A 15165-nucleotide genomic window follows, 5' to 3' on the forward strand; every position below is an offset into this window, starting at 1 on the left:
TGGGCTGGTGAGCACCTTCCCCCGGAGCCCCAAGTCGAAGCCAGGGTACGACGTCGCGCAGGTCGACGAGTTCCTCGTCAGCGCCCGTCGCGCCTACGACTCCGACCCCTCGAACCCCGGCACGCTGTCGGCCTCCGACATCCGCCACACAGCGTTCTCGATGACCAAAGGCGGCTACTCGACCTCGCACGTGGATGCGGCCCTGGAGCGCCTGGAGGACGCCTTCGCGGCCCGTGAGCGCGACGTCGCACGCGGCGGCGGCCACGACGCGCTGTGGTTCGAGGACGCCCGCACGGCGGCGCAGGCGATCCTCGACCGGCTGGAGCGCCCGCTGGGCCACCGCTTCCAGCGGGTGAGCTTCCTGACCCTCGGCTACAACCGCCAGGACGTCGACCGGTTCGCCGGCCGGCTGGTGAAGTACTTCCAGGACGGCCGCCCGATGGGCGTCGACGAAGTTCGCACGGTCACTTTCCGTGAGCAGCGAGGGGGGTACCGTGAGGCCCAAGTGGACCTCCTCCTGGACAGCGTCACGGACGTGATGCTCGCGGTCCGCTGACCCTGGCCGTTACCTGAGTAGGAGAGCGCCGTGTTGGAAACGTGTGAAATGTCCGTTATGGTTCTGTGATCGTGGGTAGACAAGAAGCAGCAGAGCTCGTTCCGCTGACCCCTGCCAACCCGGTCGGAGTCGCATTCCGTCGTTCGCGACGGCCTCACGTCCGTTCGCGGGCCGTGATCTGGGGGTTCGCCTTCACGGCGGCCGTTGGCTTCGCGCTGGTCAACGTCGTGGACCCGTACTCGGGCTCCGCAGCCACGCCGGCGTACGCGGACACCCTCCAGAGCATCCAGCAGACCTCCCGCTTCGGCGCGGTCCCCGTTCAGAGCCTGACGGCCCCGAACGCCTCGGAGACGGCCGTCACGCGCGACACGCTGGGCGTCAAGCTCAAGCCGACGCCCACGCCGACCCCGACGCCCACGCCGACGAAGTCGTCGTCGTCGTCCTCTTCGTCGGGCGGATCGAGCGCACCGTCCGCTCCCGTTCCGGACCCGGGCACCGCGAAGGCGATCGCCTACCAGATGGTGCACCAGCGCGGCTGGGGCGACGACCAGTACAGCTGCCTGGTGTCGCTGTGGAACAGGGAGTCCGGCTGGCGCGTGAACGCGTCCAACCCGAGCGGCGCCTACGGCATCCCGCAGGCCCTCCCCGGAAGCAAGATGGGCCCGGGCTGGCAGACGGACGCCTCCGTGCAGATCTCGTGGGGCCTCGGCTACATCGCCGGCCGTTACACGAACCCGTGCGGCGCCTGGGCGCACTCGCAGTCGTCCGGCTGGTACTGAGCGGACACGACGCCCTGACCGCTCCTGCTACGCGGCGCTCCTGCCACGCGCGTGGGACGACGGGTCACAGCCGCGGAGCGTGCATAGACTGGATCGGTGCCCCGCAGCAATCGTCCCCGCCGTCGTCACGGTGAGCCGTCTGAAGAGGAGCAGGACGGCCTCGACCGCCTCCTCGCGGGCTGGCGGCGCACGGAGATGCGGCGCGGCGTCGAATGGAACGTGCAGCCCGTGTCGGCCGTGCAGGCGCAGAAGAGCTACGTGTGCCCCGGCTGCGGTCGTGAGATCGGTCCTGGCGTCGCGCACCTGGTCGCCTGGCGCGCGGACGGCGTGATGGGCGACGCGGCCGACCTGGCCGCCCGCCGGCACTGGCACACGACGTGCTGGCGGGTCGCGTGAGTGATGGAGAGAGAATGACCGACAGTGCAGGCGCGTCGGCGCCCCAGGGGCCGATCGAGATCCGCGGCGGCGTCGAGCTGCCCGCCCGGCGCGAGGACATCGAGCTGCGCACGCGCGACGGACTGACCCTCGTCGGCGAACTGGCCTCCCCGCTCGACCGCGAGCCGGTGGCGACCCTGGTCACACTGCATCCGCTGCCGACCGGCGGCGGCTTCATGGACTCCCACATCCTCCGCAAGGCGGCAGGGCGCCTTCCCGCGCTGGCCGACATCGCGGTGCTGCGGTTCAACACGCGCGGCACGGCGTCGCCGCGCGGCCGCAGTCAGGGGGAGTTCGGCCACGGTGTGGACGAGCGCTACGACGTCGAGGCCGCGATGGCGTTCGTCGCCGAGCGCGGACTCCCGCACCCGTGGCTGCTGGGCTGGTCGTTCGGCACGGAGCTCGCGCTGATGTACGGGCGGGAGTGCCCGGTGGACGGGATCATCCTGCTGTCACCGCCGCTGCACAGGGCCAAGCCCGAGCACCTGGCGGCCTGGGCGGGCGACCACCGCCCGATCGTCGCGCTGATCCCCGAGCACGACGACTACCTCCAGCCCGCGGAGGCCGCCGAGCGGTTCCGCCCGCTGCCGCAGATCGAGCTGGTCGACGTGGAGGGCGGCAAGCACCTCTGGGTGGGGGAGAACCAGACCCGACGCGTGCTGGACGAGATCGTGGAGCGGATGAACCCCTCCGCTGCGCCCCTGCCGTCGCAGTGGCCGCCGGCCTGAGCCCAGCGAGACCGCCGCGCTAGAGCTCGTTCTGCCGCGGGATGACGACCTGCTTGATGATGAGCAGGATCGCCGCGGCGAACGGGATGGCGACCAGCGCGCCGAGGATGCCGAGCAGCGTGCCGCCGGCGAGGGCGGCGACCACGACAAGCGCACCCGGCACCGACACGGCGCGGTTCATGATGCGCGGGCTCAAGATGTATGCCTCCACCTGCATGTAGGCGAGGTAGTAGATCGCGGCGGCGATGGCGGTCGGCGGGCCCGAGAAGAAGCAGACCGCGACGATGATGACCGAGCCGGTGATCGTGCCCACGAGCGGGATGAGCGAGAAGAAGAACGCGATCGACGCGAGCAGGATGGGGAACTTCGCGCCGATGATCGTGAGGAAGATCGCGCTCAGCACGCCGTTGACGAGTGCGAGCGAGACCTGGCCGCCGACGTACTTGCCGACCGAGTCGGTGATCTGGTCGCCCAGGTCGGCGAAGCGCGAGCGGCGGGAGGCCGGAACGAGCTGGTAGGCCGCGCGCTTGATGCTCGGCAGCGACGCGGTGAAGTAGATGGTCAGGATCACGACGATGATCACGCCGAACGCGCCCTGCACGATGCCGAACCCGGTCTGCAGCACTTTGGACGTGATGTCGGGCAGGTTCTTCTGCAGCCACTGGGTGACCGCGTTGATGTTCTGCTGGTTGACGACCGTCGGGAACTGGTGCTGGAGGCTGAGGAACCACTTCTCGGCACTGCCGTTGTTGACCCAGTTGATCGCGTTCTGGACGAGCTGCGTGGCCTGACTCACCGCGATGGGGACGATCGCCCAGATCAGGCCGACGAACGCGCCCACGATGACGACGAGCGTGACCACGAGCGCGGCCCAGCGCGGGAACTTCCGCCGCTCCAGGAAGGAGATCAGCGGCTCGATGCCGAGCGCCAGGAACAGCGCGGCGCCGATGTACGTGATGATCGTGGCCAGGCTCACGATCGAGGTCAGGATGAGAAAGCCCAGACCCACGCCGAGCGTGCCGATCAGGCCGACTCGAAACGCGTTCTGGATCTTCACTCGGTCCCCCTCCGGGCCCTCCGCCCGGGAAGGGACGGAGCTCAGTCGTCGGCCGAAACCGTATCCGCCTGCTGGAGCATACCCCTCAGATTCTCGAAGTACCCGGCGACGGCTTCGCGCTCAATCCTAATCTGGGAGAGGCGGTCTTCCGCGTCGGCGACCAGGCGTTGCGTGCGCTCCTCGGCCTCCTCCACCAGGGCGTCGGCGCGCTCCTGCGCCTGGCGCACGATGTCGGCGGCGACCTTCTCGGCGTCCTTGCGGGCCTTCTTGACCGTCTCGCGGGCCTCGGTGCCGAAGGTCTCGGCCTCCGTGCGCGCCTGCGAGGTGCGCTTCACGGCGTCGGCGAGCTGGACGTTGGCCTCGTCCAGGTACTTCTGAGTCTGGGCGACGGCCTCCTGGTGCCGCCCCAGGTACTCCTTCTCGGCCTCGTCGCGACGGGCGCGGAGCTCGACATCCAGGTCGATGCGCGCCTGCTCGATCTCGCGGGTGCGCTTGTCGAGCTCGCCGAGGGTGGAGGTGCGGAGGGCGGTGAGCTCGGCGTCGAGGTCGGCGCGGGCGGTCGCGGCCTCCTGGTCGTAGCCGGCCTGACGCTCGGCGAGCTCGGCGTCGAGCGCGGTGCTCGCCTCCGCGGCTTCGCGCGCGACCTCGGCACGGGCCTTCGCGGTCTCGGCGTCGAGCGTGATGCGGGCGCGCTCGGTCTCCTCGGCCAGGGTCACCCGGGTCTGGTCGGCCTCGCGCTCCAGCTCGAGGCGCTGCTGCTGGCGGTCGTTCTTCAGCTCCTGGGCCGTGCGAGCGCGCTGGTCGGCGAGGTCGGCCGTGGTGCGCTTCACGTCGGCGGTGAGGGTGCTGCGGGTCTGCTCGGTCTCGTCGGCCAGCTTGGAGCGGGTCTCTTCGACCTCGGCGGCGAGGGCGGACGTGGTCTGCTCGACCTCGGCGGCCAGGGCGGACTTCGTGGTGGACACCTCGGTCTCGAGCGCCGACTTCGTCTGCTCGACCTCCGCGGCCAGGTTGGAGGTCGTGGTCGTGACCTCGGTCTCCAGAGCGGCCTTGGTCTGCTCGACCTCGGCGGCGAGGGCGGCCTTGGTCTGCTCGACCTCGGCGGCCAGCGCAGCCTTGGTGGTGACGACCTGGGTCTCGAGCCGGGAGAGGGTCTGCTCCTTCTCCGCGGCGAGCCGGGCGGCGGTCTGGTCGACGTCGGCCGCGAGCGTGGCGCGGGTGGAGGTCACCTCGGCGGTGAGGGCGCTGCGCTCGGTGGCGAGCTCTTCGGCCAGGGCGGTGCGGGCCTCGCCGACCTCTGCGGCCAGCTCGGCGCGCAGGTCGGTGGCCTCGCCCTCCAGCTCGCGGCGCTGGCGCTCGGCGTCGGCGGCCAGCTCCGAGCGGGTGGTCTCGACTTCGTCGGCCAGGGCGGCCTTCGTGGTGGACACTTCCTCCGCGAGGGCTGCCTTGGTGGTCTCGACCTCTTCCGCGAGGGCGGAGGTCGTGCTCTCGACCTCTTCCGCGAGGGCTGCCTTGGTGGTCTCGACCTCCTCCACGAGGGCGGACTTCGTGGTCTCGACCTCCTCGGCCAGCTCTGCACGCGCGGTCTGCACCTCGGCTGCGAGCGCGGCCTGCGTGGTCTCCACCTCGGCTGCGAGGGCGGACTTCGTGCTCGCGACCTCCTTCTTCAGCGCGGAGCGCGTGCTCGTGACCTCCTTGGCGAGGGAGGCCTTGGTGGTCTCGACGTCCTTCGCGAGGGTGGAGCGAGCCGCGTCGATCTCCTTGGCGACGTCGGCCCGGGTGGTCTCGACCTCGGCCGCGAGGTCGGCGCGGGTGTCCGCGACCTCCGTCGCCAGCTCCGCGGCGGTGCGCTCGCGCAGGGCCGTGACGCGGGCGCGGGTGGTCTCCTCCTCGGCGGTGAGCTCGTTCGTGACGCGCTCCCGGTCGGCGGTGAGCTGTGCGGCGGTCGCGGTGCGGTCGGCTTCGAGGCCGCTGCGGGTCTCGGTGGTCTCGCGCTCCAGGGTCGAGCGGGTCTGGGTGACCTCGTCGGCGAGCTCCTTCTTTGTGCGCTCGACCTCCTCGGCCAGCGCGGAGCGGGTGGTGGTGACGTCGGTCTCGAGCGTCGAGCGCGTGGTGGTGACCTCCGTCTCCAGCGCCGCCTTCGTGCTGGTGACCTCGGCGGCGAGCGCGGCCTTCGTGCGCGCCACCTCGTCGGCGAGCTCCGTCGTGGTGCGGGCGACCTCGTCCGCGAGGGCGGAGGTGGTCGTCGTGACCTCGTCGGCCAGGCGGGCCTTGGTCTGCTCGACCTCGGCGGCGAGGGAGCTCCTGGTCTGCTCGACCTCGGCGGCCAGGGAGGTCGTGGTCTGCTCGACGTCGGCGGCGAGCGCCTGACGCCGCGTGGTGTCCTCGTGCTCGAGGTCGGCGCGCGTCTGCGCGGCGAGAGCGGCGAGGGTCGCGCGCTGCTGCTCGACCTCGTCCGCGAGCTCGACGCGGGCCTGGGCGACCTCCGCTGCGACGGCGCCGCGGGCCTCGGCCTGCTCGGCGGTCAGGCGGTCCGCGGTCTCGGCGACGCGCTTGTCGAGCTCGAGGCGGGTCTGCGCCGCCTCGCGCTCGAACGCCGCGCGGTCGGCTGCGAGCGCGTTCTCCAGCTCGCCGCGGCGGGCGGCGATGGTGCGGTCGAGCTCGGCGGCCTCCGTACGTGCGGCCTCCGCCTCGCGCAGGGCGACGGCCTTCAGCTCGGCGGCCTCGCGGTCCGCCTCGGCGCGGAGGGCGGCCGCCTCGCGCTTGCTCGTCGCGCGCAACTCTGCCGCCTCGGTGGCGACGGCGCCGCGGATGGCCGCGGCCTCACGGATCGCGTCGTTGAGCAGGGTCTCCTTGTCGGCGCGGGTGCGGGCCAGCAGCTCGGACGACTCGATCTGGGCGTCCTCGAGGGCGGTCGTCGCGCGGGCCTGCGCGTCGGCGAGGACGCGCTCGGCCTGCTGGGCCGCCGTCTTCTTGATCTTGTCGATCTCGGCGGTGACGCCGGTGCGCAGCTTCTCGGCGTCGATGTCGGCCTGCGCGATGAGCCGGGTGGACTGCTCCTCGGCGACCCGGAGGGTGTTCTCCAGCTTGGTGCCGAGCCCGGAGTAAGTGGGGCTGCCGACCTCTTCGATCTCCGCGTTCAGCTCGTCGATGCGCAACTGCAGGCGCTTGAGCTCCTTGGACGAGTCGGCCGACTGGGTGTTGGATTTGATCAGCTCGCGGCGGAGGTCCTGGATGGCCTGATCGACTTCGTCCTTGTCGTATCCGCGAAAGACCTGGGTGAAGTTGGATTCGTCGGTGGCCACCGTGTTACTCCTGTGGGATCGAGAGAGCGAGCCGCGCGCGCGCCGCATCGATCTTACATTTCGAGGGCCGTACCCGCATGGGGGACTGCGTGACCGTGCAGACAACGGTTAGATGCCTCTCAGGGTCCTCCATTATCGTTGTGTGACTGTGCCCGCCCCCCGTCCGGCACTGAGGAGTTCTTTTTGCGTTTCGTATTGGCCATCGTCGCGTTCGTGGTCGCTGCCGTCATGATCGTGGCCGGCATCGCCCAGCGCACGGTCTTCGCACCTCCGTCGCAGGTGACCGCCGCGGCGACCGTCCCCGTCGACACCCGCTACGTCGTGATCGACAGCGCGGTGCTGAACGCCCATCCGGGCCAGCAGACGCTGTCCATCTCCGGCTCGAAGAACGCCAAGACCCAGATGGTCGCCTACGGCCGCACCGCCGACGTGAAGGCGTGGCTGGCGGACCAGAAGTACGCGACCATCGCCTACCGCGCGGGCGACACCGCGGTGACGGTGAAGACGGTGACCCCGAAGTCCGGCCAGACAGGATCGACGGGACAGACCGGTACGGCCTCCACCGCCACCCCGGCTCCGACCGCCACACCGACGCCGGCTCCCACCGGGACCACCCCGGCGCAGACGGCCACCCCCGGCCCCGACCCGGCCGGCTCCGACCTCTGGCTCGACGAGTTCGACGGCCAGGACGCCCAGGTCACCAAGATGAACGTCCCGTCCGGCGTCAGCGTCATCGTCGCCGGCGACGGGACCACCCCTGCCCCGGACAAGATCGTCCTGACCTGGCCGGTCGACACCAGCACGCCGTGGGCGTTCCCGCTCATCATCGGCGGTCTCGTGCTCCTGGTGATCGGCATCGCGCTCTACCTGTGGGGGCTCTACACCCACCGCAGGGCGCGCGGACCACGACGCAAGAGCGGACCCAAGATGCCGAAGCTCCCCAAAGCCCCCAAATACAAGCCGACCGCGTCCATCGAGGCGACCCCGCGCGGACGCCGGTCCACCCGCCGCACGCGCGTGATGGCCCCGGCCATCCTCGCGGGCGTCCTCGCCCTGGCCGGCACCGGAGCGGGCGCCGCCTTCGCCGACACGCCGACGCCGACGCCCACACCGACGCCGACCTCGACGACGAGCGCGCCGAACAGCAACAGCAACTCCCCGGCCCCCGCCGTGACGGCGCCGCAGCTCGAGCGCATCATCAAGCGGATCTCGGTCGCGGCGGCCAACGCGGACGCCAAGAACGACACGGCCCTGGCCAAGCTGCGCTTCGCCGGGCCCGCCCTCCAGCTCCGCGACGCCAACTACACGATCCGCCTCAAGAAGGCCGACCAGCCTGCGCTGCCCGCCATTCCGGCCGGACCGCTCGAGCTCTCGCTCCCGCAGGCCACCGACAGCTGGCCGCGCACCGTCACGGCCGTCGTGAAGATGCCGAACGACTCCACAGGCAAGGCGCAGGCCCCGCTCGCGCTCGCCCTCGTGCAGCAGACGCCGCGCGACAACTACATGGTGGAGTACGCCATCGCCCTCGAGCCGAACGTGAAGGTGCCGAACCTGGCGCCGGCGAGCATCGGCGCCGCAGTGGTGCCCCCGGACTCCAAGCTGCTCAAGGTCCAGCCCGACCAGGTGGCCGCCGCGTACGGCGACATCCTGCTGAACGGCGACAAGAGCAAGTGGTACTCCAGCTTCGACCTCACCGACGACAAGCTCGTGGCGCAGGTCGGCGCCTCCTGGAAGCAGCAGGAGCAGGCCAGGCTCGCCCAGCAGTTCGGCCAGACCTCCACCCTCACGTTCTCCGGCCGCGTCGGCGCAGGCCCTGTCATCTCGATGGCGACCAACGACTCCGGAGCCATCGTCTGGGTCAACCCGGAGGAAGTGCAGCTGCACCGGGTGACAGAGGCCGGCGCCCAGGTCATCGCGGGCGCCACGACGGCGGCGCTGAGCGGGGTGGCGCAGTCCAACACCGGCATCGAGTCGGTGTACGGCTACCAGCTCGCCTTCTACGTGCCCCCGGCGGGCTCGAACGAGAAGGTGCGCCTCCTCGGCTTCGCCCAGGGCCTGGTCTCCGCGCGCGAGGTGCAGTGACCGCACGGTGCTGACCCGTGATGGGGGCTGGGCTGCGCAGTAGGCTTGACTTCATGAGTCAGCTTCCGCCCAATCCGACCAATCTCCGCGGCGCCGTGGACCTGAGCGGCCTGGTGAACCGGCCGCAGCCCGGCGAGGGCGACGCAGGCGGCGCGGCGCAGGGTGAGCCGGTCGAGCTGCCCAGCCTGTTCTTCCAGGGCACAGACGCGAACTTCAACGACTTCATCGACCTGTCGATGCGCATCCCGGTCGTCGTCGCGCTCACGGCGTCCTGGGCCGATCCGGACCGCGCGCTCGCGACGGTCCTCGACCGCGTCACGAACGACCTCGCGGGGCGCGTCGTGCTCGTCCAGGTCGACGTCGACTCGAACCCGCAGCTCGTGCAGGCGTTCCAGGCGCAGTCGGCGCCGGCCGTGGCCGGCATCGTCTCCGGCCGGCCCGTTCAGCTCTTCACCGGAGCGCTGCCGGAGGACCAGGTGCGCGACGTGTTCGCCCAGCTCCTCGAGCTGGCCGCGCAGAACGGGGTCACCGGCACTGCGCAGGTCGACGCCGCGGCGGGGGAGACCCCCGGCGCGGAGACGCCCGGCGCGGAGGCCGGCGAGCCCGCGCCGGAGCCGCCGCTGCCCCCGCTGCACGCCGAGGCGTACGACGCGATCGACCGCGGCGACTATCCCGCGGCCATCACCGCGTACAGGACCGCGATCGCGCAGGACCCGCGCGACCAGATGGCGATCGCCGGGCTCGCCCAGGTGAGCCTGCTGTCGCGCCTGGCCGGCCGCACGCTGGACGAGATCCGGAACGCCGCGGCCGCCACGCCGGGCGACAGCGACGCACAGCTCGCCGTGGCCGACCTCGACCTCTCCGGCGGTCACGTCGACGACGCCTTCGACCGGTTGCTGACCCTGTTCCCGACGCTCGACGCGGAGGGCAAGGAGGCCGTGCGCGCCCGCATCCTGGAGTACTTCGAGATCGTCGGCGTGGAAGACCCCCGCGTCGGCAAGGCCAGGGCTAGGCTGGCATCACTGCTCTACTGACGCGCACCCTCCAGCCCCGGGGTCCGACGCGCAGAGCGGTTGACATCCCCCTCGCCTGGAAGGCTCGCGCATGTCCCGTGTGCTCGTCGTCGGTGGGACCGGTCTCGCCGGTCGTGCCGTCACCGCTGAGGCCGTCGCGCGCGGCCACCAGGTCGTGGTCGCCGCCCGGCGCACGCCCGACGACGACGCGGCCGCGTACGTCGACGGTGCGGCCTATGTGACGGCCGACCTGGTGACGGGCGACGGGCTCGAGGAGGCGGTCGAGGGCGTCGATGTGCTCATCGACGCGAGCAACGCCGGTGGCCGCCGCGCCTCGTACGTGTTCGCGCACGGCTCCCGCAACCTCCTGCACACCGCCGCACGCTTCGGCGTCGGCCGGGCCGTGCTGTTGTCCATCGCGGGCATCGACGGCGCGCGCTACCCGTACTACCGGTCGAAGCTGGTGCAGGAGAGCACCTACCTCGAGTCCCCGCTGGAGGTCAGGGTCGTGCGCACGACGCAGTTCCACGACTTCGTCACGTCGGTCTTCGAGCGCGGCCGCCGGTTCGGGACGCTGACCGCGCCCTCCGGAACGCGGTTCCAGCCCATCTCGGTGGCGGACGTCGCGCGTGTCCTGGTGGACGCGGCCGAGGGTGCAGGCACGCCGGGGTCGACCCGCACAGTGGGCGGCCCGCGCGTGGAGAGCGCCCGAGCGCTCGCCCGGCAGTGGAAGGACGCCACCGGCACGCGCCGGCCGATCCTGTCGGTCCGCCTCGGCGGCCCGCTCGGCTCGGCCTGGCGCGCCGGGCGTCACCTCGCGCCGGAGCACGCGGTCGACGGCGTCGCGTACGCGGCGTGGCTGCGCGAATCCGTCTGAGTCCCGATCCGCCTGAGTCCGAGTTCGCCTGACTCTCAGCGGCGCGGCCGCAGGTACAGCGCTCCCAGCGGCGGCAGCGTGAGCACCGCGGAGGCCGGGCGGCCCATCCACGGCTCGTCGTGCGCGGTGACTCCGCCGAAGTTGCCGACGCCGGAGCCGCCGAAGTCCTCGGCGTCCGTGTTGAGGAGCTCCTCCCACTCGCCGGCGAACGGCAGCCCGACCCGGTAGTCGGCGTGCGGCGCTCCGGAGAAGTTCAGCAGCACCGCGATCGGCGAGCCGTCGCGGTCCTTGCGCAGGAACGCGAGGACGTTGCCCGCCGCGTCGGAGCCGTCCAGCCACTCGAAGCCGCCCGGGTCGTTGTCGAGCGCCCAGAGCTGCGGGTTGTCGCGGTAGACGGCGTTGAGCTGCGCGACGAGGTTCCAGAGCCCGCGGTGGCTCGGCTGGTCGAGCATCCACCAGTCGAGGCCGCGCTCCTCGCTCCACTCGGAGTACTGCCCGAACTCCTGCCCCATGAACAGCAGCTGCTTGCCCGGGTGCGCCCACATGAACGACAGGAACACGCGCACGTTCGCGAGCTGCTGCCAGTGGTCGCCCGGCATCTTGCCGATCAGCGAGCCCTTGCCGTGCACGACCTCGTCGTGGCTGATCGGCAGCAGGAAGTTCTCGCTCCAGGCGTAGACGAAGGAGAACGTGATCTCGCTGTGGTGGTAGCTGCGCCACATCGGGTTCTCCTGGATGTACTGGAGCGCGTCGTGCATCCAGCCCATGTTCCACTTGAGCCCGAAGCCGAGGCCGCCCGAGGAGGTCGGCGCTGTCACGCCGGCGTAGCTCGTGGACTCCTCGGCGATCAGCACCGTGCCGGGGTTGCGCTTGTAGGAGGTCGCCGTGACCTCCTGCAGGAAGCCGATCGCCTCCAGGTTCTCGCGGCCGCCGTGGATGTTCGGCTCCCACTCGCCCTCGTTGCGCGAGTAGTCGAGGTAGAGCATCGAGGCCACGGCGTCGACCCGGAGCCCGTCGATGTGGAACTCCTCCAGCCAGAACAGCGCGTTCGCGACCAGGAAGTTGCGCACCTGCGAGTTGCCGTAGTCGAAGATGTAGGTGCCCCAGTCCTTGTGCTCGCCGCGGCGCGGGTCGGAGTGCTCGTAGAGCGCCTGGCCGTCGAAGCGGGCGAGCGCCCAGTCGTCCTTGGGGAAGTGGCCCGGCACCCAGTCGAGGATGACGCCGATGCCGGCCTGGTGCAGGCGGTCGATCAGATACTTGAGGTCGTCCGGCGAGCCGAACCGGCTGGTCGCGGCGTAGTACCCGGTCACCTGGTAGCCCCACGAGCCGCCGAACGGGTGCTCGGCGAGCGGCAGGAACTCGACGTGGGTGTAGCCCAGCCCGCCCACGTAGTCGATGAGCTGGTCGGCGGCCTCCCGGTAGCCGAGGCCGGGCCGCCAGCTCCCGAAGTGCAGCTCGTAGACGCTCATCGGCCCGGCGTGCGGGTCGGTGGCGGCGCGGCGGGTCATCCACTCGCCGTCCGCCCACTCGTGCCGGCTGACCGTGACCACCGACGCCGTGTTGGGCGGGATCTCCGCGAACTGCGCCATCGGGTCGATCTTGCGGACCCACTCGCCGTTGGAGCCGCGCAGGTCGAACTTGTAGATGGAGCCCTCGCCGAGCCCCGGCACGAACAGCTCCCACACGCCGGACGCGCCCATGTTGCGCATCGCGTGCAGGGTGCCGTCCCAGCCGTTGAAGTCGCCGACGACACGCACGGCGCGGGCGTGCGGCGCCCAGACCGTGAAGGAGGTGCCGGTGACGCCGCCGAGGTCGCGGACGTGCGCGCCGAGTGCCGTCCAGAGCTGCTCGTGCCTGCCCTCCCGGATCAGGTGGAGGTCGAGCTCGCCGATCGTCGGCAGGAACCGGTACGGGTCGTCGGTGGTCCAGGTGCTGCCGCCGTCGTAGCGCGCCTCCAGCTCGTAGGCGCCTGGACCGACGATGTCGACGCCCTGCCAGATGCCGTGGCCGAGGTGCGCGAGCTCGATGTGCGCGCCGGTCGGCAGGATGGCGAAGACCGCCTCGGCGAGCGGGCGCAGCGCGCGGATGACCGTGATCGGGTCCTCGACGCCGGGCGCGGCGACCTGATGCTGACCGAGCACGGAGTGCGGGTCGTGGTAGCTGCCGGTGGCGACGGCGCGCAGCACGTCGTCGTCCAGGGCGGGCAGGTCGACGGCGGCGGCGCCCTCGGGGATCGGGGTCATCGTGCGGCCTCCAACGGCTTGACGGTCAGGATGTGCACGGGCTCGGTGAACGCGTCGAGGCGCACGTAGGCGTCCGAGCCCCAGGTCCAGCGCTGGCCGGTGACCAGGTCGCGCACCTCGAACTGCGCGCCGGGCTCGATGCCGAGCGCCGTGACGTCGAGGTGGATCATCGTCTCGCGCACCGAGTGCGGGTCGACGTTGGCGACGACGAGCACCGCGTCGGGCTTGCCGCTGCGGGTGAACTGGCCGGCCAGGTACTTCGAATACACGAGGATCGACTCGTCCTCGCTGCGGTGCACCTGCAGGTTGCGGAGCTGGCGCAGCGCCGGGTGCTCGCTGCGCGCGCGGTTGAGCATGGTGAGGTACGGCGCGAGCGAGCGGCCGAGCGCGACGGCCCGCGCGTAGTCCCGCGGCCGGTACTCGTACTTCTCGTTGTCGATGTACTCCTCGGCTCCCGGCCGGGCGACGTTCTCGTACAGCTCGAAGCCGGAGTAGACGCCCCAGGTCGGCGCCGCGGTCGCCGCGAGCGCCGCCCGGATCTTGAAGGCGGCCGGACCGCCGAACTGGAGGTACTCGGTGAGGATGTCCGGGGTGTTCACGAACAGGTTCGGCCGCAGGAAGTCGGCCGTCTCCGTCGCGAGCCCGGTCAGGAACTCCTCCAGCTCCTCCTTGGTGTTGCGCCAGGTGAAGTAGGTGTACGACTGCTGGAACCCGGCCTTGGCGAGCGTGTGCAGCAGCGCGGGCCGGGTGAACGCCTCGGCCAGGAACACCACGTCGGGGTCGGTCTCGTTGACGGTGTGGATGAGCCACTCCCAGAAGTGCAGCGGCTTGGTGTGCGGGTTGTCGACGCGGAAGATCCGCACGCCGAGCGACATCCAGTACCGCACGATCCGCAGCACCTCGAAGCGGAGTCCGTCGTAGTCGTTGTCGAAGTTGATCGGGTAGATGTCCTGGTACTTCTTCGGCGGGTTCTCCGCGTACGCGATCGTCCCGTCCGGGAGCGTGGTGAACCACTCCGGGTGCGTCGTGACCCAGGGATGGTCGGGGGAGGCCTGCAGGGCGAGGTCGAGGGCGATCTCCAGTCCGGCCTGCTTCGCCTTGCCGAGGAAGAAGACGAAGTCCTTCTCGGTGCCGAGGTCCGGGTGGATGGCGTCGTGGCCGCCGTCCGGACCGCCGATGGCCCAGGGCGAGCCGGGGTCGTTGGGGCCGGCGTCGAGCGAGTTGTTCGGCCCCTTGCGGAAGGTGCGGCCGATCGGGTGGATGGGCGGCAGGTAGACCACGTCGAAGCCCATCGCCGCGACCTCGGGGAGGCGCTTGGCCGCGGTGCGGAACGTGCCGGACTGCCAGCTTCCGTCGGCGGCGCGCTTGGCGCCCTCCGACCGGGGGAAGAACTCGTACCAGCTCCCGACACCCGCGCGGGTGCGCTCCACCAGGATGGCGCGTGTCGGCGAGAGCGACGGCAGGGCGACCACGGGCCGCTCGGTGAGGATGCGGCGGATGCGGTCGTCGACCGCCGCCTGGAAGCGCTCCTCCACGCCGCGCTCGGCGTCGCCGACGACCCGGGCAGCCTCGGACAGGTGGCGGCGTTCCGCAGTGCTGCGGCGCTTGTCGGTCGCGGCCTCCTCAAGCAGCTCGCGCCCGGTGGTCAGCATCAGCTCGACGTCGACGCCGGCCGGCACCTTCACCTCGGCATTGTGCCGCCAGGTCGCGTACTCGTCGGCGTAGGCCTGGACGCGGTACCGCCAGAGGCCCTCCTCCTCGAGCTGGACCTCCACGCCCCAGCGGTCGGTGCCGGGGGCGAGCGGCCGCATGTGGTGCTCGACCTGGTTGCCCGACGGGTCGAGCAGGATCAGGTCGACGCCGATCCGGTCGTGCCCCTCGCGGAAGGCGGTGGCCCGGAACGGGACGACCTCGCCGCTGAACGCGGAGGCGGCCCAGTGGCCCTCGTCCACCTGGGGCGAGAGCCCCAGGATCGGGAGCCGGGGGAGGAGGGGCTCGTACTCGGGTGCCGTCTGGACGGGTTCCGGCTCGACGGCTGCCGGCGCCTCCGGTGCTGCGGCGGCTGATGATTTGGTCGCTGCGCTCTTTGCCAC

The 15165-nt window shown here is 71.3% G+C and carries 11 protein-coding genes; 7 read left to right on the forward strand and 4 right to left on the reverse strand.

All coding sequences use genetic code 11. The features are described 5' to 3' along the window. Window positions 1–7 precede the first annotated feature (7 nt). The 4 genes from ACFQ9V_RS11195 to ACFQ9V_RS11210 all read left to right on the forward strand — a co-directional run bounded on the left by ACFQ9V_RS11195 (window position 8) and on the right by ACFQ9V_RS11210 (window position 2498). Window positions 8–556 carry a DivIVA domain-containing protein gene (locus tag ACFQ9V_RS11195; protein WP_382459232.1) on the forward strand — a complete coding sequence of 183 codons (549 nt, stop codon included), beginning with the start codon at window positions 8–10 and terminating at the stop codon, window positions 554–556. Window positions 557–729: 173 nt separating this feature from the next. After that, a complete protein-coding gene (locus ACFQ9V_RS11200) occupies window positions 730–1335 on the forward strand; it encodes a lytic transglycosylase domain-containing protein (RefSeq protein WP_382459233.1) in 606 nt (201 codons plus the stop codon). A 96-nt stretch (window positions 1336–1431) separates the two neighbouring features. Continuing rightward, the gene (locus ACFQ9V_RS11205; protein WP_382459234.1) at window positions 1432–1731 is read left to right on the forward strand and encodes a hypothetical protein; all 300 of its coding nucleotides are present in this window, start codon (window positions 1432–1434) and stop codon (window positions 1729–1731) included. A 14-nt stretch (window positions 1732–1745) separates the two neighbouring features. Next, window positions 1746–2498, forward strand: coding sequence for an alpha/beta hydrolase (locus ACFQ9V_RS11210; protein WP_382459235.1), 753 nt, complete (start codon window positions 1746–1748; stop codon window positions 2496–2498). 19 nt (window positions 2499–2517) lie between these two features. Here the strand turns inward: ACFQ9V_RS11210 and ACFQ9V_RS11215 are convergent, their stop codons facing one another. Further along, window positions 2518–3555 carry an AI-2E family transporter gene (locus ACFQ9V_RS11215; RefSeq protein ID WP_382459236.1) on the reverse strand — a complete coding sequence of 346 codons (1038 nt, stop codon included), beginning with the start codon at window positions 3553–3555 and terminating at the stop codon, window positions 2518–2520. 41 nt (window positions 3556–3596) lie between these two features. Further along, window positions 3597–6857 (reverse strand): DivIVA domain-containing protein, encoded by a 3261-nt coding sequence (locus ACFQ9V_RS11220; RefSeq protein ID WP_382459237.1) that lies wholly within the window; start codon window positions 6855–6857, stop codon window positions 3597–3599. A 183-nt stretch (window positions 6858–7040) separates the two neighbouring features. Between ACFQ9V_RS11220 and ACFQ9V_RS11225 the strand changes: the two genes are divergently transcribed. The 3 genes from ACFQ9V_RS11225 (at window position 7041) to ACFQ9V_RS11235 (ending at window position 10829) form a co-directional block, all read left to right on the forward strand. Continuing rightward, a complete protein-coding gene (locus tag ACFQ9V_RS11225; RefSeq protein WP_382459238.1) occupies window positions 7041–8939 on the forward strand; it encodes a hypothetical protein in 1899 nt (632 codons plus the stop codon). 53 nt (window positions 8940–8992) lie between these two features. Continuing rightward, a complete protein-coding gene (locus ACFQ9V_RS11230) occupies window positions 8993–9973 on the forward strand; it encodes a tetratricopeptide repeat protein (protein WP_382459239.1) in 981 nt (326 codons plus the stop codon). Window positions 9974–10043: 70 nt separating this feature from the next. After that, complete coding sequence (locus ACFQ9V_RS11235) at window positions 10044–10829, forward strand: SDR family oxidoreductase (RefSeq protein ID WP_382459240.1); 786 nt, start codon at window positions 10044–10046, stop codon at window positions 10827–10829. Window positions 10830–10864: 35 nt separating this feature from the next. Here the strand turns inward: ACFQ9V_RS11235 and glgB are convergent, their stop codons facing one another. Beyond that, on the reverse strand, window positions 10865–13072 hold the full coding sequence (gene glgB, locus ACFQ9V_RS11240; RefSeq protein WP_382459241.1) for a 1,4-alpha-glucan branching protein GlgB: 2208 nt from the start codon (window positions 13070–13072) through the stop codon (window positions 10865–10867). Continuing rightward, window positions 13069–15165, reverse strand: a complete 2097-nt coding sequence (locus ACFQ9V_RS11245) for an alpha-1,4-glucan--maltose-1-phosphate maltosyltransferase (RefSeq protein ID WP_382459242.1) — start codon at window positions 15163–15165, stop codon at window positions 13069–13071. The genes glgB and ACFQ9V_RS11245 overlap by 4 nt, the downstream gene beginning before the upstream one ends.

This window comes from Leifsonia sp. NPDC056665, from assembly GCF_042791795.1.
Lineage (GTDB): Bacteria > Actinomycetota > Actinomycetes > Actinomycetales > Microbacteriaceae > Leifsonia.

Bases quoted from the DNA above. Each gene is read 5' to 3' on its own strand.
- ACFQ9V_RS11235 (WP_382459240.1), top strand. From the start codon at position 10,044: ATGTCCCGTGTGCTCGTCGTCGGTGGGACCGGTCTCGCCGGTCGTGCC.
- ACFQ9V_RS11210 (WP_382459235.1), top strand. From the start codon at position 1,746: ATGACCGACAGTGCAGGCGCGTCGGCGCCCCAGGGGCCGATCGAGATC.
- ACFQ9V_RS11230 (WP_382459239.1), top strand. From the start codon at position 8,993: ATGAGTCAGCTTCCGCCCAATCCGACCAATCTCCGCGGCGCCGTGGAC.
- glgB (WP_382459241.1), bottom strand. From the start codon at position 13,072: ATGACCCCGATCCCCGAGGGCGCCGCCGCCGTCGACCTGCCCGCCCTG.